The sequence below is a fragment of the Candidatus Pantoea persica genome, from assembly GCF_013753875.1.
Lineage (GTDB): Bacteria > Pseudomonadota > Gammaproteobacteria > Enterobacterales > Enterobacteriaceae > Pantoea > Pantoea persica.
Genome location: NZ_SMDS01000020.1, coordinates 128,727 through 149,996 on the forward strand (window position 1 = coordinate 128,727; position 21,270 = coordinate 149,996).

12 protein-coding genes and 6 pseudogenes are annotated in these 21,270 nt (G+C 60.2%); 4 read left to right on the forward strand and 14 right to left on the reverse strand.

Annotated features, from left to right (window positions below):
- Positions 1-11: 11 nt before the first annotated feature.
- From pepB to trmJ, 4 genes and pseudogenes are all read right to left on the reverse strand, one after another.
- Positions 12-1,139: pseudogene (gene pepB, locus EIO60_RS13155) on the reverse strand (aminopeptidase PepB); the annotation flags it as partial.
- 156 nt (positions 1,140-1,295) lie between these two features.
- Positions 1,296-2,462, reverse strand: a complete 1,167-nt coding sequence (locus tag EIO60_RS13160) for an IscS subfamily cysteine desulfurase (RefSeq protein ID WP_258577052.1) — start codon at positions 2,460-2,462, stop codon at positions 1,296-1,298.
- An 87-nt stretch (positions 2,463-2,549) separates the two neighbouring features.
- Entirely contained in the window at positions 2,550-3,047 is a 498-nt protein-coding gene (gene iscR, locus EIO60_RS13165; RefSeq protein ID WP_258577053.1) for a Fe-S cluster assembly transcriptional regulator IscR, read from the reverse strand.
- Positions 3,048-3,177: 130 nt separating this feature from the next.
- Positions 3,178-3,911 (reverse strand): annotated as a pseudogene (gene trmJ, locus EIO60_RS13170) (tRNA (cytosine(32)/uridine(32)-2'-O)-methyltransferase TrmJ).
- 155 nt (positions 3,912-4,066) lie between these two features.
- Between trmJ and suhB the strand changes: the two are divergent.
- A complete protein-coding gene (suhB, locus tag EIO60_RS13175) occupies positions 4,067-4,870 on the forward strand; it encodes an inositol-1-monophosphatase (protein ID WP_258577054.1) in 804 nt (267 codons plus the stop codon).
- A gap of 305 nt (positions 4,871-5,175) precedes the next feature.
- On the opposite strand, the gene EIO60_RS13180 is transcribed toward suhB, so the two are convergent.
- The 3 genes and pseudogenes from EIO60_RS13180 to EIO60_RS13190 all read right to left on the reverse strand — a co-directional run.
- Positions 5,176-6,189 carry a TIGR04086 family membrane protein gene (locus EIO60_RS13180; protein ID WP_258577055.1) on the reverse strand — a complete coding sequence of 338 codons (1,014 nt, stop codon included), beginning with the start codon at positions 6,187-6,189 and terminating at the stop codon, positions 5,176-5,178.
- A gap of 212 nt (positions 6,190-6,401) precedes the next feature.
- Positions 6,402-7,383: pseudogene (locus EIO60_RS13185) on the reverse strand (nickel/cobalt transporter).
- Positions 7,366-7,953, reverse strand: a pseudogene (locus EIO60_RS13190) (DUF1007 family protein); the annotation flags it as partial. The pseudogenes EIO60_RS13190 and EIO60_RS13185, both read right to left, overlap by 18 nt.
- Positions 7,954-8,108: 155 nt before the next feature.
- Here EIO60_RS13190 and csiE point away from each other — a divergent pair.
- A complete protein-coding gene (gene csiE / locus EIO60_RS13195) occupies positions 8,109-9,377 on the forward strand; it encodes a stationary phase inducible protein CsiE (RefSeq protein WP_258577056.1) in 1,269 nt (422 codons plus the stop codon).
- On the opposite strand, the pseudogene EIO60_RS13200 reads toward csiE, so the two are convergent.
- Both EIO60_RS13200 and glyA read right to left on the reverse strand, forming a co-directional pair.
- Positions 9,341-10,448, reverse strand: a pseudogene (locus tag EIO60_RS13200) (3-phenylpropionate MFS transporter). The gene csiE and the pseudogene EIO60_RS13200 sit on opposite strands and share 37 nt — an antisense overlap.
- A 141-nt stretch (positions 10,449-10,589) precedes the next feature.
- The gene (glyA, locus tag EIO60_RS13205) at positions 10,590-11,843 is read right to left on the reverse strand and encodes a serine hydroxymethyltransferase (protein ID WP_258577057.1); all 1,254 of its coding nucleotides are present in this window, start codon (positions 11,841-11,843) and stop codon (positions 10,590-10,592) included.
- Between the two features lie 347 nt (positions 11,844-12,190).
- Here glyA and EIO60_RS13210 point away from each other — a divergent pair.
- Together EIO60_RS13210 and EIO60_RS13215 are read left to right on the forward strand one after the other, a co-directional pair.
- Positions 12,191-12,414, forward strand: a pseudogene (locus EIO60_RS13210) (NO-inducible flavohemoprotein); the annotation flags it as partial.
- Positions 12,374-12,508 carry a hypothetical protein gene (locus EIO60_RS13215; protein WP_258577100.1) on the forward strand — a complete coding sequence of 45 codons (135 nt, stop codon included), beginning with the start codon at positions 12,374-12,376 and terminating at the stop codon, positions 12,506-12,508. The pseudogene EIO60_RS13210 and the gene EIO60_RS13215, both read left to right, overlap by 41 nt.
- Before the next feature lie 309 nt (positions 12,509-12,817).
- On the opposite strand, the gene glnB is transcribed toward EIO60_RS13215, so the two are convergent.
- The 5 genes from glnB to purL form a co-directional block, all read right to left on the reverse strand.
- Positions 12,818-13,156: a nitrogen regulatory protein P-II gene (glnB, locus tag EIO60_RS13220; protein ID WP_258577058.1), complete on the reverse strand. Its 339-nt coding sequence runs from the start codon at positions 13,154-13,156 to the stop codon at positions 12,818-12,820.
- Positions 13,157-13,312: 156 nt separating this feature from the next.
- The gene (glrR, locus tag EIO60_RS13225) at positions 13,313-14,647 is read right to left on the reverse strand and encodes a two-component system response regulator GlrR (protein WP_258577059.1); all 1,335 of its coding nucleotides are present in this window, start codon (positions 14,645-14,647) and stop codon (positions 13,313-13,315) included.
- Positions 14,647-15,315: a two-component system QseEF-associated lipoprotein QseG gene (gene qseG, locus EIO60_RS13230; protein ID WP_258577060.1), complete on the reverse strand. Its 669-nt coding sequence runs from the start codon at positions 15,313-15,315 to the stop codon at positions 14,647-14,649. The genes glrR and qseG overlap by 1 nt, the downstream gene beginning before the upstream one ends.
- Positions 15,312-16,745: a sensor histidine kinase gene (locus EIO60_RS13235; protein ID WP_258577061.1), complete on the reverse strand. Its 1,434-nt coding sequence runs from the start codon at positions 16,743-16,745 to the stop codon at positions 15,312-15,314. Before EIO60_RS13235 ends, qseG begins: the two co-directional genes overlap by 4 nt.
- A gap of 569 nt (positions 16,746-17,314) precedes the next feature.
- Positions 17,315-21,205 carry a phosphoribosylformylglycinamidine synthase gene (gene purL, locus EIO60_RS13240; RefSeq protein ID WP_258577062.1) on the reverse strand — a complete coding sequence of 1,297 codons (3,891 nt, stop codon included), beginning with the start codon at positions 21,203-21,205 and terminating at the stop codon, positions 17,315-17,317.
- Between the last annotated feature and the right edge of the window lie 65 nt (positions 21,206-21,270).

The window sequence follows — 21,270 nt, forward strand, 5'->3', positions numbered from 1 at the left end:
ATGTGCAGTCAGCCCTGCTGGTAGCGCGCCACGAAGTGCGAGAGGAAGGCCGCCGCACTGCTGGCGCCTGCGGAATGCGCCGCGCTGGCGATGTTATTGAGATCGGCGAAGTTAGACGGCAGATGGCTGCGGTGGAACTCCGCCAGCGGTAAACGCCAGAACGGCTCGTTTTCGCTGGTCGCGCTGCCCATCAGCGACTGCGCCAACACGTCGTCGAAGGTAAAGAGCGCGTGGTAGTCGTTGCCCAGCGCGGTTTTCGCCGCGCCGGTCAGCGTCGCGGCGTCGATCAGGCCGTCGGCCAGCACCAGGCGCCCTTCCGCGTCGGTGTTCATCACCTCGACCGACTTGCCGTTGCGGTAGCGAATAATGTCGCCCAGACGGAAAGCGTTGCCGCTCACCATGTTGTCGGCGCAGCAGAGGAACAGCTTCACGCGCTGCTGCAGGCCGCGCACAATCGCCAGCGCCAGCGCGCCGGTAACAGTGGCCGCGCCGCCCATATCGGACTTCATCGAGTCCATAAAGGTGCTCTGCTTCAGGCTGTAGCCGCCGGTGTCAAAGGTGATGCCTTTGCCGACCAGGCAGGCGTAGACCGGTGTGCTGTCGTCGCCGGTCGGATTGTAGTCGAGCGCCAGCAGCACGGACGGACGGCTGGAGCCGCGGCCCAAGGTGTGCAGGCCGAGATAGCCCTGCTCGCGCAGATCGTCGCCGCGCGTAATTCGGTAGCTGACCACCTCGCCGCCCACTTCGCGGAACAGATCGACGGCGCTGTGCGCCAGATCTTCCGCCGGCATATTAATGGTGTCGCGCACCCAGTCGATGATGTGCAGACGGCACGCAAACTCCGCCTGATCCTGCTCGTTCAGCGTCGGCCAGTTAACCTGGCGCGCACCTTTCGGGCCTCGGTAGCCCTGCCAGAACGCCCAGCACTGCTCCAGATCCCAGCCTTCGCCGCTAAGGGCGACGTGGCGAATGCCCTGTCCGTTGATTTTGCGCGCCGCGCGCTGGATGGTATTAAGCACATCCGCGCCGGTCAGGTGAATGGTCAGGCCGCTATCGTTGCTGGTCAGGATCGCTTTTTCGCCCCAGCGCGCATCAGCGGGCTGGTGGCTCAGCGTAATGTTCATGGGGTGTGCTGTCATCGCGAAACTCCGTATGCGTTATATGTATGATCCAGCCAGAAGCCAGGGGTTATCCGTTTAACGTCAGTCCTGATAACAGATATTGCCTGCTGATGCCAGCAGATCCAGCCGGAGGCGCGCCGTTTCCAGAAGCTTACCGGTAAACGGCGCTAGAGATTAACGTGCGGCAGGCGCCAGCGCGCGCAGGCGCGTCACCACTTTATGCACCAGCGCGATAGCGTAGTCGATCTCCTCTTCCGTGGTGAAGCGGCCAAGGGAGAAGCGCAGTGAACTGCGCGCCAGCGCCTCGTCCAGACCGATGGCGCACAGCACGTAGGAGGGCTCCATGCTGGCGGAGGTGCAGGCGGAGCCGGAGGAGAGCGCCAGATCTTTCAGCGCCATCAGCAGCGATTCGCCGTCAACGCCGGCAAAGCTGAGGTTCAGGATAGTGGGCGCGCTCTGCGCCAAGTCGCCGTTGAGCTGCACGCCTTCAAGGGCGCTCATCCCCTGCCACAGCCGCATACGCAGCGTCGTCAGACACGCCATCTCGGTTTCGCGCGCCTCGCGGGCCAGCGAGAAGGCCTCGCCCATGCCGACGATCTGATGCACCGGCAGTGTGCCGGAGCGCATGCCGCGCTCATGGCCACCACCGTGCATCTGCGCTTCGATCACCGCTTTCGGCTTGCGGCGCACGTAGAGCGCGCCGATGCCTTTCGGCCCGTAGAGCTTGTGGGCGGAAAAGGACATCAAGTCGACCTTCAGCGTGCTGAGATCGATCGGCAGTTTGCCGACGCTCTGCGTGGCGTCGACGTGGAACAGAATATCGCGCGCGCGGCACAGCTCGCCGATGGCGGCGATATCCTGAATCACGCCGATTTCATTATTGACCTGCATCAGCGACACCAGCACGGTGTCGTCGCGCAGGGTGTCGCGCACCATGTCCGGCGTAATAATGACGTTGGCGGGCGGCGTCAGGTAAGTGACCGTAAAGCCTTCGCTCTCCAGCTGTTTGCAGCTGTCGAGCACCGCTTTATGTTCGGTCTGGCTGGTGATGATGTGTTTGCCGCGGGCGCGCTGCGCATGGGCGGCCCCTTTCAGGGCGAGGTTGTCCGATTCGGTGGCGCCGGAGGTAAAGATGATTTCGCGCGGATCGGCATTGACCAGCTCCGCCACCTGATTGCGCGCAACGTCCACCGCCTCTTCCGCCTGCCAGCCGAAACGGTGCGAGCGGGAAGCCGGATTACCGAAGGTGCCGTCCAGCGTCAGGAACTGCATCATTTTGCTGGCCACACGCGGATCGGCCGGCGTGGTCGCGGCATAATCCAGGTAAATCGGTAATTTCATTGCGCTAAAGCTCCATATCAAAAAACATACGTCTTTATAGCAGATTTGGCCCTTGCCGCGTTAGCAGTAAGGGCCGCAAGGCGGGGATCAGGAGGCGCGGAGGTTGACGTTGATTTCCTGAACGCGGTTGTTCTGGAGGCGGCGATTGTCCTGTGCGTTCTGGCGGTCAGCCACGTCGAGGATCTCCTGTTTATTCACCAGTTCCGCCAGCGTGATGTTATTCAGGAACTCGCTGATGCGTACGCTGAGGTCGCGCCACAGCACGTGCGTTAGGCAGCGCTCGCCGCCCTGGCAACCCTCTTTGCCCTGACATTTGGTGGCATCCACCGACTCATCCACCGCGGTGATCACTTCGCCCACAGCAATGGCGCTGGACGCTTTGCCCAGCAGATAGCCGCCGCCCGGACCGCGAAAGCTGGCCACCAGGCCATGTTTGCGCAGACACGAGAATAACTGTTCCAGATAGGAGAGCGAAATACCCTGACGCTCGGAGATATCAGCCAGTGGAACCGGCCCTTCATGGGAATGCAGGGCAACGTCCAGCATGGCGGTAACGGCGTAACGTCCTTTGGATGTCAGTCTCATAGCATACTACCTTAATAGCGTCCGGTTATCGGAGGATTAGCAAACAGATGTCCGAAGTCTGACATTCCCGATTGTTTTGATCAACTATTTAACTGACTATTCTGCTCAACTATTTAACCTGGTAATTTACTCAACTATTTCTTGTTTCCTTGTCACCTTTGCGCTTTTCAAACGAGGCCAGCATGCCGCGCAGAATGTTCAGCTCGTCGCGCTCTGGACGTGCGCGGGTATAGAAACGGCGCAGCTTGCTCATGACCTGGCCCGGGTTGCCTTCGCGGATAAAGCCGCTGGTGAGCATCATCATCTGCTCAAGGTGCTGGTAGAAGCGCTCAAGATCGTCCACCAGCGGATAGGGCGACTCCGCATAAGCGGGTGCCGGCTGCGCCTTTTCCTGCGCCGCCAGCCACGCCATACGCACCTCATAAGCGATGATCTGCACCGCCATCGCCACGTTAAGCGAGCTGTACTCCGGGGTCGCCTGGATCGCCACGTGATAGTGGCACTTTTGCTGCTCCTCATTGGTCATCCCGACGCGCTTGCGGCCGAACACCAGCGCCACCGGCGCCTGCGCGCCCTCTTCCACGCTTTTCACGCCGCATTCGCGCGCGTCGAGCATAGGCCAGGGCAGCGAGCGAGCGCGCTGGTGCCGACCACCAAGGCTACAGCCGGCAATGGCGTCGTCCAGCGTATCGACGATCTTTGCGTCGCCAATCACGTCGCTGGCGCGCCTGCCGCCAGCGAAATCGCTTGCGAGTCGGGTTTGACCAGCGGATTAACTAGGTAAAGCCTACTCAGGCCTATGGTTTTTATAGCGCGGGCGATAGAGCCCATGTTGCCGGTGTGAGAGGTCTCAACCAGCACCATTCGAATGTTCTGCTGTTCTGCAGCATAGATAGATAGTTGGCATCAGTCAGGAAATGATGGTCAGCATGCTAACCTAAATCGAGACATTTAAAGAACGCGCTGCTATACTCTCCACCTTTTTTTCCTCGTTCTTTAACATCTAGTGAGATATACTGATGCATCCGATGCTCAACATCGCCGTGCGCGCTGCGCGCAAGGCCGGAAACCTGATTGCCAAGAATTATGAAACCCCGGACGCGGTCGAAGTCAACCAGAAAGGCAGCAACGACTTCATGACTAATGTTGACCGTGATGTAGAACGACTGATTATCGAAGTGATTCGTAAATCTTACCCGCATCACTCTATCGTCACCGAAGAGAGTGGCGAACTGGCGGGCGAGGATCAGGATATTCAATGGGTAATCGATCCGCTGGATGGCACCACCAACTTTATCAAACGTCTGCCCCACTTCTCCGTCTCTATTGCCGTACGTATCAAAGGCCGCACCGAAGTGGCGGTGGTTTACGATCCGATGCGCAACGAGCTGTTTACTGCCGTTCGCGGCCAAGGCGCGCAGCTTAACGGCTACCGTCTGCGCGGCAACATCGCGCGCGATCTGGATGGCACGATTCTCGCCACCGGCTTCCCGTTCAAAACCAAGCAGCATGCGCCGGCCTTTATTAACGTGGTAGCGAAGCTGTTCACCCAGTGCGCCGACTTCCGCCGCACCGGCTGCGCCGCGCTGGATCTGGCCTATGTCGCCGCCGGTCGCGTTGACGGCTATTTTGAAATCGGCCTGAAGCCGTGGGATTTCGCGGCAGGCGAGCTGCTGGTGCGCGAAGCGGGCGGTCTGGTTACCGACTTCACCGGCGGCCATGGCTATATGCATTCTGGCAACCTCGTTGCGGGCAACCCGCGCGTGGTGAAATCGCTGCTCTTCAGCATGCGTGACGAGCTGAGCGAAGCGCTGAAGCGCTAACAGATAAAAAAGGCGGCTCTGTAGCCACCTTTTTAACAATCGATTCCATGCCGACGTTGGTGACATAAACCGATCGCAAAGTCGCTCGAATCATCCCCGATCGCTCGGCCCGCTCAATTACGCACCTCCTTCCTGAGGTGCGCCCGTTACCAGGCCAACGCGCTGCGTTGTTCAAAACGCCTCGGCGTTTTTGTCCCTGGCGCGGGATGCTTTGCTCTTCGCTTTATATCACCCGCGTTTTAGCGGCGCTGCGAACCTGAAAAAAAAAGCGGCCTTTCGGCCGCCTTTCTTTTTTACCTCGCCGGTTAGCGACGTTCGTGACTTAGCACCTGACGCGGCTGAGTGCGACGACCAACGCGTCCCATCACCGCCGCCAGCACTGCTTCAATCAGCAGCATAAAGAAGGCGTACCAGCTCGCTTTCGCGGTTGCCCTCGCAGCCTGCTCCGCCGCTTCGCGCGCTTTCTGCTCTGCTTGCTGTTTCAGCTGCTGATACTGCTGCATCGCTTTCTGATAGCTCTGTTCGCTCTGGCTGACGATCTGCTCTACTTTCTGATCGCTCTTACCAGTGCACGCCTTGATGATATTTTTCAGCGCGTCACGGTCAGCCGCTTGCAGGGTATCAGCATGACGGTTCATCACGCCGCTATTCCTGTTGGTAATATCCGTATCGGCGTTTTGCGGATTTTGCGCGGTATTCTGCGCCTGGTTTTCCGCATTATTCGCTTCGTTATTCACATCCTGCTGTAAATTCTCCGGCTGCAGTTCAGGCTTGCCGGTCTGGCGCAGCGTAGTCTGCAATTCATTTTGCAGATCGTCCAGATTGATATTATTTTCCTGCAGCTTCTGTTTAGCAGAATTGGTTACCGTCGGCGCGGCGGCGGAAATTCCGCTGCCCATCGCCTGGAAGGCCGCGCCAACAATATTGAACGCGCCGCCGACCAGGGAGGTAGCGAAAGAAATCGCCAGCCATATAGTGAATAAGGTGCTGAGGCCAAACATTAGCAGGCCATGCAGCGCACCCTCACGCTGCGCCAGACGGCCAGCCAGATAGCTGCCCACCGCCATTGCGATCAGCATGCTCAGGCCCGTCCAGACCAGCACGCCCGTGCCAAGATGCTGCAGCGGGTTCTGCTCCTGCTGCGGATCAACGGTGGTAGCACCAATCGCCGTGCCAAGCAGCGCCAGCAGAATATGGACAATCAGCGCACCAATTACGCCTGCGAATACCGCACTCCAAGAAATACGTTTTAACGGTAATCCCGCGTGGGTTTCAGTGATGGTTTCTGTTGTACCATTATTAATCCGGGTTTCATGCATGGTAGTTCTCCTCGCAACAGACAACGTTAAATAATCAATATTAATTAGAGGACTAACTTTGGGTTATTTTTATTTAGCGTAGACGAAAAAACTATTTTCACCACATATATCGTTAAGGGATTGCGCTTAACGCGCGTTCGATAACAAAGATAAGCAAAGCGGAATAAAACAAACCGGCAACGCTATTTATTTGCCTGACGCCCTACGCTCCGTTAGCCGAAAGGACGAATACCGCCGGGCACCGCCGCCGCGCTCTGCCAGAGCAGGCCCCCTATGACAATCAAAAACAGGCTGCCGGCCAGCACCAGCGACGCCGTCGGTGAGGCGCTATTATCGCGCGTCAACCGCTGCGCCAGCGTGCGGGCACGCTGCACCGTCAGGCCAATGGCAGTAATGGTCAGGGCATTGCCAAGCGCCATGACCCGCCGCCGACAGCACGCCCTATCCATACACGCCGATGACGCGGGAAAAGAGAAGCATCATAATCGCGCCCGAGCAGGGACGCAGCCCCATCGACAGCACCAGCAACAGCTGGGTTTTCACGCTGACCGCCTCGGCGACCTGCTGCGCGTCGGGAAGATGCGCATGGCCGCAGCCGCAGTGCGCCGAATGATGATAGTGCGCGTGCAGTACGTAAATGCGTACGCCCCGCCGCGGCTGGAGATGCCGCCACAGCGCGCGCAGGCTGCGCATGTCGGTCCACAGCCCCAAGGCGATCACCAGCAGATAGCTGCCCTTCTCCAGCCAGCTGCTGCTGAGGTGCAGCTGGCGCGACGAGGTTTGCAGCAGCACCAGCATCAGGATAACCAGCGCAATCGCCAAGCTGCCCTGCAGCAGCGACGCCAGCAGCGTCAGCCGGAGGCTGGTTTTAAGCCGCGTCGGATGCGTGGCGAGAAAGGTGGCGATCACCACTTTACTGTGGCCCGGCCCCAGCGCATGCAGGATGCCATAGGTAAGACTGAATGCCACCAGCATCACGCCAGCGCGATTGGGCTACGCCTTCACCTGCTGCTGCAGCTAAGCCATCGGCTGATGCAGCACTTTCTGCCAGATCACGCTTTGCAGCAGGATCTGCGACCGGTAGAGCCAGAGTGCGAGGCCGGCTCCCGCCAGCGCGGCGGCCAGCAGCCAGAGCGGCCAGACGCGACGCGCGCACCGGAGAGCGTCAATGACATGCAGGGTCACCTTTTGCATGAACTGCCGCCAGATCCATCTGCTCCGGCGGCGCATCCGCCTTGTCGAGCGACAGCGCATACTGCTTCAGGCTGTCGTCCGGCTTCGGCGTCGCCAGCACAAAGGCGGAGCGCGTTCGCGCCGCGCCGGTTGTATCGACAAAGACAAAGTAGGTAGGATCGAAGGTCAGGATCTCAAAGCGCTGCCCGGCCAGCTGCTGCGGCTCCGCCAGCGGCATGACAAATTCCAGCACCGCTTTGTTGCCGCTGCGCGACAGGCTGTAGTCCTTCGGCAGATTAAGAAATTTCACGCGCTGGCCGTTGTGACACACTTCGGAAAAGTACTGTTGCCCCAGCACATTCGCCACCACGCCAGCCGTCAGCTTTTTCCACACCGTACTGCCGGGCTGTGCATCGCCCGCACATAGAGCAGGTCGGCAGATGTTATCTCATCCATCGTCCAGGTCATCTTCAGTCCGGCAAAAGCGTCGCCGTCGGCGAGCAGCTCGGTTCGCATATCGATAAAGCTGTGCGGGTAGGCCCAAGCGGCCACACTCAGCAGCATCAGCAGAAATAAAATTATGCGCTGCATAATATTATAAAGCTACATTTCCCGATGAAAGCCATTATGAGTACCAAAAAATTGTGACCCGTGCTGAAGCATTGCAAAAAAAACTGACGAACGCCGCGGCTTTTTTCGCCATTGGCTATCCTTAGCGCAATACTGGACCGCTGGAATCTAGACTGATGAGTTCTGCTCCCTCTTCGGCACCACTCTTCACACGATCGCAGCGCCGTTGTCATTTACTACTGCTGCTCTATCTGCCCTCTCCCGCGCTTACGCTTAAAAAACTCTGTCAACTGAACGGGGTTGACGCCGTCGTCGCCCGACAGGATATTGAAGATGTCGGCGATGAGATACACCGTTACCACCAGCTGGAGCTGCATCAGATGGTGGACGGCAGTTTTCGCATTCATGGTACCGAGCTGGATCGACGACTTTGCCTGCTGCACTGGCTGCGGCGCGCGCTTCGCTTGTCAGAGGCGTTCGTGCGCGCGCATTTCGCCACGCCGCTGCGCCAACGGCTGAAAGCGATGAAAATCGAAAAGGCGCTCTATGACGAAACCAATCTGCAGGCGCTGATCCAGCACTGCAGCCTGAAACTGGCGCGCGACTTCAGCGCGCGCGATCGTCTGTTTTTGCAGATCTATATGAAATATGGCCTGATGCAACGCCAGCCTGCGCTGTTTGACGAGCGCCAGCGCGCCTGGCTACAGCAAAAAGTGGAGCACGACGCGGCGCTGGACGTCATTCTGCACTGGCAGAAGCGCTGTCACCTAGCGCCCCCGGTCAGCGAAGCGGATTTCTGGACGCTGCTGTTCAGCCTGATCCACGCGCCCGGCGCCGACACCCTGCACCATCCCAGCGGACAGCGCCTGATGCAGGCGACAGAGCAGATGATCGGCGCGTTCGAGCATCAGGCGGCGGTTCGCTTCGGCGATCGTGCCAGGCTGACGCAGCAACTTTATACGCACCTGGCGCAGGCGCTGGACCGCCACTATTTCGCCATCGGCATCGATAACAGCGTAGCGCTTGAGGTCAGCAAGCTATATCCGCGCCTGCTGTGTACCACCCAGCAGGCGCTGAGCAATTTCGAAGCGCACTTTGCGCTGCGTTTCAGCCAAGAAGAGATGAGCCTGACCGCGGTGATATTCGGTGCCTGGCTGATGCAGGAGAGCGCGCTGCAGGAGAAGCAGGTGCTGCTATTGACCGGCGACGATGCCCACCTTGAGCAGGAGATTGAGCAGCAAATCCGCGAGGTCACGCTGCTGCCGCTCAATATCAAGTATCAGGACAAAGAGGGTTTTCAGCGCGACGGCGCGCCGCGCGACATTGCGCTGGTGATCTCGCCCTACGCCACTTCGCTGCCCCTCTACTCCCCGCCGCTTATCCACGCCGAACTGCCGCTGAGCGAACATCAGCAGCAGCGCATCCGCGCGCTGCTGGAAGCCTGAGCGGGACGCGGGCGCAGAAACAGCGCCGGCAGCGCCATGACCCAGAACAGGTGTCCCTGCAGGTGGCTAAAGAGCACGCCGCAGATCATCGTCATCACGGCAATGCCGCCGCCCATCACCAGCGCCGAATAGACCGACTGCAGGCGAATCACATCGGGACCGCGGCGAGCGGCGATAAAGCCGGATCGCCGCCAGATGGCAGACGGTAAAGCTGCCGCAGTGCAGGATCTGCTCGACGATGAGCAACGGCAGGTCGGTGGTCGCGCCCAGCATCATCCAGCGCACCATCGCGCAGACGCCGGAGAGCTGCAGCAGATCGCGCGCGGCCTAGCAGCGGAACTAGCGGTTGCTCAGAGCGAAAATCACAATCTCCGCCACCACGCCAAGCGACCGTCGGTAGCCCACTACCGACGCGGAGTAGCCGCTCTGCTCCCACCAGAGGGCGCTGAAGCCATACATAGTAGGCGGCGTGCGCGCCCTGCATCAGGGTCACGCACAGCATAAAGCGCCAGACGCTGTTTTCGCGCAGCAGATCGCGCCTCGCCTTGCGGCGGCGTGCCCGGCGTCAGCAGCATGCCGATCAGCATCGCCAGCAGCCCCACAGAGAGCAACGCCAGAATCGCCTGGGAAGACTAGTAGTTCACCAGCACGCCGGTCAGCGCCAAGCTGATGACAAACGCCAGCGAGCCCCACAGCCTCACCGGCCCATACTTCAATACTTCAGGCCGATCTGCTGCGTCCAAGTGGCGGCTAGCACGTTGCTGAGCGGCACCAACGGCGAAAAAAAGAGGTTGAAGCCGACCATCACCAGCAGCAGCCACTGCGTCCCCACCCAGTAATCGGCGGCGAACAGGCAGGTCATCAGCGCCAGCAGCCGCAGCGCGGTCACCAGCTGCGTCGGCTGCCTGACCTGCGAGGCGATCAGCAGGCTGCCGACAAGGCGCGCTACCATGCCTCAGCCAAGCAGCAGGCCGATTTTTTCCGCATCAAGGGCGGCGCCCTTCAGCCAGCGCTCCAGAAAGGCAAATAAATGCCATAGCAAAAAAAGTAGGTGAAATAGCCGAGACCCAGCTATTTCGACGAGCCGATCGCCATGTTCCCACCAGCAACACCTGTCCTTTAGTAATAGTGCGCGCTACTTTACCGGAAAAGCACCAATAAAAAAGGATGGCCGAAGCCATCCTTTTACCGCTGTCGCGCAACATCGGTCGCTTATGCGTATACCGGCAGGCGGGCACACACTTCCAGCACTTTCTGCTTGGTGCGTTCGATAGTCGCCTCGTCGTTGACGTTATCCAGCACGTCGGCGATCCAGCCCGCCAGCTCACGCACTTCCGCCTCTTTAAAGCCGCGACGGGTGACCGCTGGGGTACCGATGCGCACGCCGGAAGTAACGAACGGGCTTTTCGGATCGTTCGGCACGCTGTTTTTGTTCACGGTGATGTTGGCGCGGCCTAGCGCGGCATCCGCCTCTTTACCGGTCAGATTTTTGCTGACCAGATCGATCAGGAACAGGTGGTTATAGGTGCCACCTGAAACGATGTTGTAGCCGCGTTCGATCAGCACTTCTACCATCGCTTTGGCGTTCTTCGCCACCTGCTGCTGATAGGCTTTGAATTCCGGCTCCATCGCCTCTTTGAACGCTACCGCTTTACCGGCGATAACGTGCATCAGCGGACCGCCCTGACCGCCCGGGAAGACGGCGGAGTTCAGCTTATTGTAAAGTTCTTCGTCGCCGCCTTTCGCCAGGATCAGGCCGCCGCGCGGACCCGCCAGGGTTTTGTGGGTGGTAGAGGTAACGATATGCGCGTGCGGCACCGGGTTCGGATAGACGTCAGCCGCGACCAGTCCTGCCACGTGCGCCATATCGACGAACAGCCAGGCGCCCACGCTGTCGGCGATTTCGCGCATTTTCGCCCAGTAGCAGATGCCGGAGTAGGCAGAGAAGCCGCCGACGATCATTTTCGGCTGGTGCGTTTTCGCCAATTCAGCCAGCTCGTCGTAGTTGATTTTGCCGCTTTCGTCGATGCCGTAAGGCACCACGTTATAGAGTTTGCCTGACAGGTTGACCGGAGAACCGTGAGTCAGGTGGCCGCCGTGCGCCAGGTTCATGCCCAGAATAGTGTCGCCCGGCTGCAGCAGCGCGGTATAGACAGCAAAGTTAGCCTGCGAGCCGGAGTGCGGCTGGACGTTCGCGAAGTCGGCACCGAACAGCGCTTTGGCGCGATCGATAGCCAGCTGCTCAATGATATCCACATACTTACAGCCGCCGTAGTAGCGTTTGCCCGGATACCCTTCCGCGTATTTATTGGTGAGCTGCGAACCTTGCGCCTGCATTACACGTGGGCTAGTGTAGTTTTCAGAAGCAATCAGTTCAATGTGCTCTTCCTGACGCACTTTCTCTTGCTCCATCGCCTGCCACAACCCGGCATCATAATCGGCAATGTTCATTTCACGCTTTAACATCCGCATCTCCTGACTCAGCTAACTTTTTAACGGCAGTTTAGGCTCCCTGCCCCTGCGAGAGCTCGTAAGCTAAAGGCTCACAGTGTAAACCGTTTTGCCAGGTGACGGTAGCAGCAATTCCCTCTTTCACGCAAACAATTGGCCGCGCGCTGGCACAGGATGTTTACGCTTTTTTCACGCCAGCTGGCATGCTGAAATTTCTTTCTCTAGCGACGCGTTTTTTTCATGTTGTAGCAAAAGCTTGCCACCGAACTGGACCGCACATCTTTCGGGTTATTTGCAACGACTGACACCCTATCATAACATGCATTTAAAATACAACTTTAAGAAGCCGGAGAGATTCTCCTATGCTTGACGCACACACTAATGCCACCGTGAAATCCACCCTGCCCGCCGTCGTCGCCGTCGGACCGAAACTTACCGCCCACTTCCTATGCTGGCGCAGCATTCCGAACTGAAAAACGTCTTCAATATGAATAACCAGCGCAACGGCAACCAGCGCGAAGCGCTGTTTAATGCCATCTGCGCCTATGGTGCCAATCTGGATAATCTGGCGACGCTGCTGCCAGCGCACGCAGTTCTGGCTGTGCGGACCGGTCGGCTTTATGCAGTTTATCGCCGGGCAGCTGCGCGATGCGGGCGTTGACGCCGCGCGCATTCACTAGAAGTATTTGGTCCGCACAAAGGGCTTTGAGGACGCGCCAGAAGCGCGCCGCAAACGGCATATCGCGTTGGCAAGCGGATGAGATGAAGCGGGAAGCCAGGGCTCGCGCGCCGGGAACCACAGCGCCGAGTCCTTTTCGCCTGCGCGAAGCCTTTGTCCGGTAAAGGGCGCGCCTCAGGGGCAAGGTGGGCAGCCGCGCAGGAAGGATCGGCAGAGAGATACGTTAACCTCTTTGCGATCGCGCCATTTCACCCGCGCTGACGCCTAGCTAACCGACAACGCCCGCAGGCGCTGTCGGTTATTGCCGAAATTAAATCGCCTCTTCGTCCTCTTCGCCGGTACGGATGCGCACCACGCGAGAGACGTCGAAAACAAAGATTTTACCGTCGCCGATTTTGCCGGTCTGCGCGGTTTTCATAATGGTTTCCATACAGGTGTCGACGATGTCGTCGCCGACCACCATCTCGATTTTCACCTTCGGCAGGAAGTCCACCATATATTCCGCGCCGCGATACAGCTCGGTATGCCCTTTCTGGCGGCCGAAACCTTTTACTTCGGAAACCGTCATCCCGGTGATGCCGACCTCGGCCAACGCCTCGCGCACATCATCGAGTTTGAACGGCTTGATAATTGCATCAATCTTTTTCATGTCAGCCCCTTTTCTCACTCCCTCCGTGGCCGGATGGGGTGCCTTAGTGATACCCGCTGCCTGAAGCAACGGGTGCGTTGCCGGCAAGATCGCTGAACCGCGGATCTTGCCCGCTGCATCCGCCAGCGCGCTCAGGTGCTTCTCCGCGCCAGAAAGCTACTCTTTAAAATCGCTGGCGTCCAGTTCATGTCGGGACAGCAGCTTATAGAACTCGGTGCGATTGCGCCCCGCCAGCCGCGCCGCATTGGTGACGTTGCCTTTGGTCATCTGCAGCAGCTTGCGCAGATAGTTCAGCTCGAACTGGTTGCGCGCCTCGACGAAGGTTGGCAGCGCGCTGTTTTCGCCGCTGAGCGCCTGCTCTACCAGCGAATCGTTGATCACCGGCGATGAGGTCAGCGCCACGCACTGCTCGATGACGTTGACCAGCTGCCGCACGTTGCCCGGCCAGCTGGCCGACATCAGGTGCTTCATGGCGTCCACCGAGAAGCTGCGCACAAAAGGTTTGTGCCGATCCGCCGCCTGCCGCAGAAGATGGTTGGCGAGCAGCGGAATATCCTCAGTGCGCTCGTGCAGCGCGGGCAGGCGCAGGTTCACCACGTTGAGGCGGTAAAAGAGATCCTCGCGGAACTCCTTTTTCTCCATCGCCTTAGGCAGATCGAGGTGCGTCGCGGAAATGATGCGCACGTCGATATCGCAGTCCTGATTGCTGCCGAGCGGCCGGATTTTACGCTCCTGCAGTACACGCAGCAGCTTAACCTGAAGCGACGGCGGCATATCGCCGATTTCATCCAGAAACAGCGTGCCGCCTTCCGCCGCCTGAAACAGCCCTTCGCGCGCGCTTACCGCGCCGGTAAAGGCGCCGCGGGCGTGGCCGAATAGCTCCGACTCCAGCAGCTGTTCAGGCAGCGCGCCGCAGTTGATGGCGACAAAGGGTTTGCCGGCGCGCGGGCTGGCGGCGTGAATCGCCTGCGCCAGCATCTCTTTGCCGCTGCCGCTCTGGCCGTTAATCAGCACGCTGACGTCGACCTGAGCCACCATATGCGCCTGCTCCAGCAGCCGCAGCATGATCGGGCTGCGGGTGACGATCGCTTCGCGCCAGCGATCGTTGCTGGCCGGCGCGCGCTGCGCAAGCGCATCGTCGATAGCCTTGTAGAGCACATCGCGATCCACCGGCTTGGTCAGAAAGCTGAATACGCCCTGCTGCGTGGCGGAGACGGCATCAGGAATCGAGCCGTGGGCGGTGAGGATAATAACCGGCAGGCCGGGATCGCGCTTCTGAATTTCGCCAAACAGCGCCAGCCCGTCCATTTCATCCATGCGCAGATCGCTGATCACCAGATCGATCGGCGCTTTCTGCAGCTGGCGCAGCGCCTCCGGGCCGCTGGCGGCGGTGGTAATCTGGTAGCCTTTGCTGCTGAGGCGCATGCCCAGCAGCTTCAGCAGGCTGGGATCGTCATCCACCAGCAGTAAACGTGCCATTTGTCTCGCCATCAGGGCTCCTCGCGCTGCGGCGCTTCCGGGGCATGCCCGCCCTCTGTCACGTCGGGGGCCTTACGCGACGAGAGCTGACGCTCGATATCGGTCAGGCGCTCCAGCTTATGCTGCGTGTCGCTCAGGGTTTTGCTCATCTTCATCTGCTGCTGGCGCAGCGCGTCAAGCTGGGCGTCACTGCTCTGCTGCAGATGGGCGAAGCGCGAACGCGTTTCGCTGAGATCGAGCTGGGCGACCTGGCTGCTGCGCCACAGCTGAATCAGCGGCCGCACCGCGCCGGGAAAACGGCTGCCGTACTCGTCCAGCAGCTCGACATAGCGGCGTCGCTCCAGCTGGGTGACGTTGCCGTTGGCCATCAGAATGCCGTTCTTGAAGGCGCGTGCCCAGCCCTCTACCGGCCAGCGGTGCGCTTCGGCTCGCGCCTCGGCGGGCGAAAGGCGCTCAGCGCAGTCGATGGCACGTAGCCAGTAGAGCGGATTTCCCGTAGCCGCGCTGCTTTCGTTGCGCCAGACGCTGGCGCAGTCGGTCGACAGGTAGTCGGGTAGCTTAACCTCCGGCTCGGCGACCACGGCGTCGCTATGTACGGAGGTGGGCGCCAAGGAGGCACTGCCGCCGCAGAGCGACAGGCCCAGCAGCGCCGTAAGAAGTGGAGCAAAGATGATTCTCATCGGTCAGAAATCCCGGCTGTGTGGTTCAGTTCAATACGAAAACAGACGTCGGCCTCGCTGCTGTCGACCAGCTGCAGATCGCCCTGCATGCGGCGCAGACAATCTTTCGCAATGCTCAGCCCCAGCCCGCTGCCTTTTACCGGCCCTTTGCGCTGCTGGCTGCCCTGAAAAAAGGGTTCGAATATCATGGCCCGCTCTTCCGCGAGAATGGGCACGCCGGTGTTGGCCACCTCAATCCACACTTTCTCGCCGTGCAGTCGGCTGCGTAGCCAGATGCTACCGGATTCACCGCCATAGTTCACGGCGTTAGAGTACAAGTTGTCAATGGCGCGCATCAGCAGCATCGGTTCGGCAAGGCAGCGTTTTGCCTGCAAATCGCAGTGCACATGCATCAGCTTAGCGCGCGCCGGCAGGGCATGCGAGCCGATCACCATGTCGACCAGCTCGACGATATTCACCGGCTCCAGCGCCGTCGGCGCCTCCGCCAGCTTGCGGTTGTATTCCAGCAGCTGTTCGATCAGGCGTTGCAGATGGCGACTGCTGCCGTCGAGAATGGCCACCACCTCTTTTTGCTCGCCGTTAAGCGTACCGACCACCTCATCTGCCAGCAGCTCGGTGCCTTCACGCAGGCTGGCCAGCGGCGTTTTCAGCTCGTGCGACAGGTGGCGCAAAAATTCGTGACGCTGCGTCTCCAGCCAGGCGAGGCGTTCACTCAGCCAGACGATGCGCTGGCCCAGCGATCGCAGCTCGCGTGGGCCGCGAAACGCTACGCTGGCGCCCAGCTCGCGCCCTTCGCCGAGCCGGTTGATCATGCGCTCGACGCTTTTGACCAGCCCGATAATCATGCGCGTAAAGAGCAGCACCAGCGCCAGGCTGACGATAAACAGGATCAGCGCCTGCCAGCCGAAGAACTGCCCGCGGTCAGCGATTTCGCGCTGCAGCTGTAGCCCGCGCGCAAACACCTCCTCGCGCGTCTCCTGCACCAGCTGCGCATTGGTAGCGGAGAAGCGCTCCAGCACCTGCGAGGCGGCGGCCGCTGGGTTGCCGTTATCGCAGCGTAGCTCGGTCAGCTGCGGCAGCTTCGTGCGCAGCGTCTGAAAGGCGGCCAGCGCCGGCAGGCTGGCAGCATGCGCGTCGAATATCTGGTTGTAGCGGGCGCGCTGGGTCTGATAGAGGCGCGCTAGCGTCGCGTCGCCCAGCACGCAGTACTGACGGTAGCTGCGCTCCAGCTCCAGCGCGGTGCGCGCCATCGCCTCGCTGCGGCGCACGTCGGTAAAGGCGTTGCGGTTGGTATCGGCGGCCTGATTGCTCAGCGACGACAGGCTTTCCCAGGCCTGCCAGGTCAGCAACAAAAGCGGCAGCAGCAGCAGCAAAGAGGCCATCAGCACCAGCTGGCGCAACGAACGGGGAAATAATTGCCATTTTTTCACGCGGTCGCTTCCTTCAGTAAACGCTGTGAGGATGCTAACGAAGTCCGCCGGTTGAAGATAGAGTGTAAATGAAAACGGCAGACCTTTCGGTCTGCCGCTAGAGCGACGCCACAGCATCGCCGGAAAAGAGGTGGAGCCTTACTCAACGTTGCGCCCGGTGTCTGATAACGTAGCAGAGCAAACGATTATCGGTTAGTGGACGGCAGGCTCCGTTTGGTGCGTCATTCAGTTTTTATGAGCTCTTGACCGCAGTGTGGGGCAATCATAAACAGGAGAATGAGCCACGTCCTGATTTTTAGCAATTATCATGCCACAAAATAAATAACTTTCTTTTTCAGCAAGTTGCCTATATCGGAGTGCAGCGCAGGCGATACCGCTAGCGGGCCGAGGTAGAAACTGTCGTCAACACCCAACAGTCTATGGCGGAAAATAATTAACCATTTATTTTCAATGATTTAAGTGTCGCCTTTTGCGACACTCAATCTACCTGCCTGTCGCCGTTTGCCAACAGACGTAAATAAAGGAGACATCGCTGTCTCCTTTTTATTGCTGCTTTCACGCTTAGCCTCTTAGCCGAGCTGCCTACGCGCGTTGCGGAAAATACGCATCCACGGGCTGTCTTCGCCCCACTCCGCCGGATGCCAGGAGTTGCTTACCGTACGGAAAACGCGCTCCGGGTGCGGCATCATAATGGTGACGCGTCCGCTTTCGTTGGTTACCGCCGTAATGCCGTTTGGCGAGCCGTTCGGGTTAGCGGGATAGCGCTCGGTCACCTTGCCGTAATTATCGACAAAGCGCAGCGCCACCAGACCTTTCGCCTCCAGCGCGGCGAGATGCGCGCCGTCACACACTTCGACGAAGCCTTCGCCGTGCGAAACCGCAATCGGCATATGGGAGCCGATCATGCCGTCCAGCAGCAGCGACGGGCTGGCCGCCACTTCAACCAGGCTAAAGCGCGCTTCGAAACGCTCAGACTGGTTGCGCACAAAGCGCGGCCAGAGTTCGCTGCCTGGGATCAGCTCGCGCAGGTTCGACATCATCTGACAGCCGTTACAGACGCCGAGCGCCAGCGTCTGCGGAAGATGGAAGAAGGTCTCGAACTCATCGCGCACGCGGTTGCTGAACAGAATCGATTTTGCCCAGCCTTCGCCTGCACCCAGCACGTCGCCGTAGGAGAAGCCGCCACAGGCTACCAGCGCCTGGAACTCCTCCAGACCGCGGCGTCCCGCCAGCAGGTCGCTCATATGCACGTCGACGGCGACAAAGCCGGCGCGATGGAAGGCCGCCGCCATCTCAACATGAGAGTTGACACCCTGCTCGCGCAGCACCGCCACGCGCGGGCGCGCGCCGGTGGCGATCATCGGCGCCGCGACGTCCTCTTCCGGCTTGAAGGTCAGGTGCACGTTCAGGCCCGGATCGTTGTCATCCTTGCGCGCGTCATGCTCCTGATCGGCACAGAGAGGGTTGTCGCGCAGACGCTGCATCTGCCAGCTGGTTTCGCCCCACCAGATGCGCAGCGTGGTGCGGCTTTCGCTGTAGACCGCGCTGTCGCCCGAGCGGATCACGAAGCGGTCGCCGCGCTGCGCACTGCCAAGCACGTGGCTGCAGCTGGCCAGACCGTGATCCGCCAGCAGCTGTTCTACGGCTGCGCGATCCTCCGCCTTGATCTGAATGACCGCGCCCAGCTCTTCGGTAAAGAGCGCCGCCAGCGCATCGCCGCCCAGCGCGGCGATATCAACCTCGATGCCGCAGTGGCCGGTAAAAACCATTTCCGCCAGCGTCACCAGCAGGCCGCCGTCGCCGCGGTCGTGGTAGGCTAGCAGCTTCTGCTGCGCCACCAGCGCCTGCATGGCGTTAAAGAAGCCCGCCAGCTGCTGCGCATCACGCACGTCGGCCGGCTTGTCGCCCAGCTGACGGTAGACCTGCGACAGCGCGGTGGCGCCCAGCGTGTTCACGCCGTTGCCGAGATCGATCAGCAGCAGCAGGTTGTCGCTGTCTGGCTGCAGCTGCGGCGTCACGGTGCGGCGCACATCCTCTACGCGAGCAAAGGCGGTGATCACCAGCGACAGCGGCGCGGTCATTTCGCGCTGCTCAATGCCCTGCTGCCAGCGGGTTTTCATCGACATGGAGTCTTTGCCCACCGGAATGGTGATGCCGAGCGCCGGGCAAAGCTCTTCGCCTACCGCTTTTACCGCTTCGTACAGGCCAGCATCTTCACCCGGATGGCCTACCGCGGCCATCCAGTTGGCGGAGAGCTTGACACGTTTCAGATCGCCAATCTGCGTCGCCGCAATGTTAGTAAGCGCTTCGCCTACCGCCAGACGGCCGGAGGCGGCGAAATCGAGCAGCGCGACCGGCGCGCGTTCGCCCATTGCGAAAGCTTCGCCGTGATAGCTGTCGAGGCTGGCGGTGGTGACCGCACAGTTGGCGACTGGAACCTGCCACGGACCGACCATCTGGTCGCGCGCTACCATGCCAGTCACGCTGCGGTCGCCGATGGTGACAAGGAAGGTCTTCTCCGCCACGGTTGGCAGATGCAGCACGCGGTTGACCGCGTTGCTCAGGGTAATGTTGTCGCGCAGCAGCGCTTCGCCTTTGGCCTGCTGCGTCACGACGTCGCGCGTCATTTTCGGCGTTTTGCCCAGCAGCACGTCGAGCGGCATATCGATAGGGGTATTGTCAAAGTGCGGGTCGGCCAGGCTCAGATGCTGCTCTTCGGTCGCTTCGCCAATCACCGCGTAGGGTGTGCGCTCGCGCTGACACAGCGCGTCGAACTCCGCCAGCTTCTCTGGCGCCACCGCCAGCACATAGCGCTCCTGCGATTCGTTGCACCACACTTCCAGCGGACTCATGCCCGGCTCATCGCTGAGGATGTCGCGCAGGTTGAAACGGCCGCCGCGGCCGCCGTCGCTCACCAGCTCCGGCATCGCGTTAGAGAGGCCACCCGCGCCGACATCGTGAATAAACAGAATCGGGTTCGCTTCGCCCATCTGCCAGCAGCGGTCGATCACTTCCTGGCAGCGGCGCTCCATTTCCGGGTTGTCGCGCTGTACTGAGGCGAAGTCGAGATCGGCGTCTGACTGGCCAGAGGCCATTGAGGAGGCCGCGCCGCCGCCCAGGCCGATATTCATCGCCGGGCCGCCCAGCACGATCAGCTTCGCGCCCACGGTGATTTCGCCCTTCTGTACGTGATCGGCGCGGATGTTGCCGATACCGCCCACCAGCATGATCGGCTTATGGTAGCCGCGCAGCTCAACGCCGTTATGGCTGTTGACCTGCTCTTCATAGGTACGGAAGTAGCCGTTCAGCGCCGGACGGCCGAATTCGTTGTTGAACGCCGCGCCGCCCAGCGGGCCGTCGGTCATGATATCCAGCGCGCTGACGATGCGGTCTGGCTTGCCGAAATCCTCTTCCCACGGCTGCTCGAAGCCCGGAATGCGCAGGTTAGACACCGAGAAGCCCACCAGGCCCGCCTTCGGCTTGGCGCCACGTCCGGTGGCGCCTTCGTCGCGAATTTCGCCGCCGGAACCGGTGGCCGCGCCCGGCCACGGCGAGATCGCCGTGGGATGGTTATGGGTCTCGACCTTCATCAGGATATGCGCCGCTTCCTGATAGTACTCATATTCGCCCTTCTGCGCGTCGGCGAAGAAGCGGCCCACTTCCGAGCCTTCCATGACCGCCGCGTTGTCCTTATAGGCGGACAATACGTGATCGGGCGTGGTCTCGAAGGTGTTTTTAATCATTTTAAACAGCGACTTCGGCTGCTTTTTGCCGTCGATGATCCAGTCGGCGTTGAAGATTTTATGACGGCAGTGCTCGGAGTTGGCCTGCGCAAACATATAGAGTTCGATATCGTTCGGGTTGCGCCCCAGACGCTGGAAGGCGTCGAGCAGGTAGTCAATTTCGTCGTCCGCCAGCGCCAGGCCCAGCGTGAAGTTGGCCTGCTCCAGCGCCTGACGGCCGCCGTTCAGCACGTCCACGCTTTTCAGCGTCTGCGGCTCATGATGGGCAAACAGCGCCTCGGCCTGCGCCAGATCGCTGAACATGCACTCCATCATGCGAACGTGCAGCAGCGACTGCAACGTCTGCCACTGCGCCTCGGTCAGCTGCGGCGCATGGACATAGAACGCCAGCCCGCGCTCCAGACGGCGCACCTGCGGCAGATCGCAGTTGTGCGCGATGTCGGTTGCTTTAGAGGACCAGGGCGAAATAGTGCCGGGACGCGGCGTTACCAGCAACAGGCGGCCTTGCGGCGCATGTTCGGCGAGAGAAGGACCGTATTTCAGCAGGCGCTGCAGGCGCGCTTTTTCATCATCGTTCAGCGGTGCGCTGACATCAGCAAAATGGACGTACTCGGCGTAAATGTCACTCACCGGCAGGTGTGCGTCCTGAAAGCGGGTCAGCAGTTTGTTTACACGAAATGCCGACAGGGCGGGCGAACCACGCAGAATTTCCATCATTTAATCTCTCGTCAGAGCGCTGGACGACGCTTCATAGGGCACAACAAGAATAAAACGGGCGGTAT

Coding starts and splice junctions, on each gene's coding strand:
- EIO60_RS13160 (WP_258577052.1), bottom strand. CDS start 2,462: ATGAAATTACCGATTTACCTGGATTATGCCGCGACCACGCCGGCCGAT.
- iscR (WP_258577053.1), bottom strand. CDS start 3,047: ATGAGACTGACATCCAAAGGACGTTACGCCGTTACCGCCATGCTGGAC.
- suhB (WP_258577054.1), top strand. CDS start 4,067: ATGCATCCGATGCTCAACATCGCCGTGCGCGCTGCGCGCAAGGCCGGA.
- EIO60_RS13180 (WP_258577055.1), bottom strand. CDS start 6,189: ATGCATGAAACCCGGATTAATAATGGTACAACAGAAACCATCACTGAA.
- csiE (WP_258577056.1), top strand. CDS start 8,109: ATGAGTTCTGCTCCCTCTTCGGCACCACTCTTCACACGATCGCAGCGC.
- glyA (WP_258577057.1), bottom strand. CDS start 11,843: ATGTTAAAGCGTGAAATGAACATTGCCGATTATGATGCCGGGTTGTGG.
- EIO60_RS13215 (WP_258577100.1), top strand. CDS start 12,374: ATGGTGCCAATCTGGATAATCTGGCGACGCTGCTGCCAGCGCACGCAG.
- glnB (WP_258577058.1), bottom strand. CDS start 13,156: ATGAAAAAGATTGATGCAATTATCAAGCCGTTCAAACTCGATGATGTG.
- glrR (WP_258577059.1), bottom strand. CDS start 14,647: ATGGCGAGACAAATGGCACGTTTACTGCTGGTGGATGACGATCCCAGC.
- qseG (WP_258577060.1), bottom strand. CDS start 15,315: ATGAGAATCATCTTTGCTCCACTTCTTACGGCGCTGCTGGGCCTGTCG.
- purL (WP_258577062.1), bottom strand. CDS start 21,205: ATGATGGAAATTCTGCGTGGTTCGCCCGCCCTGTCGGCATTTCGTGTA.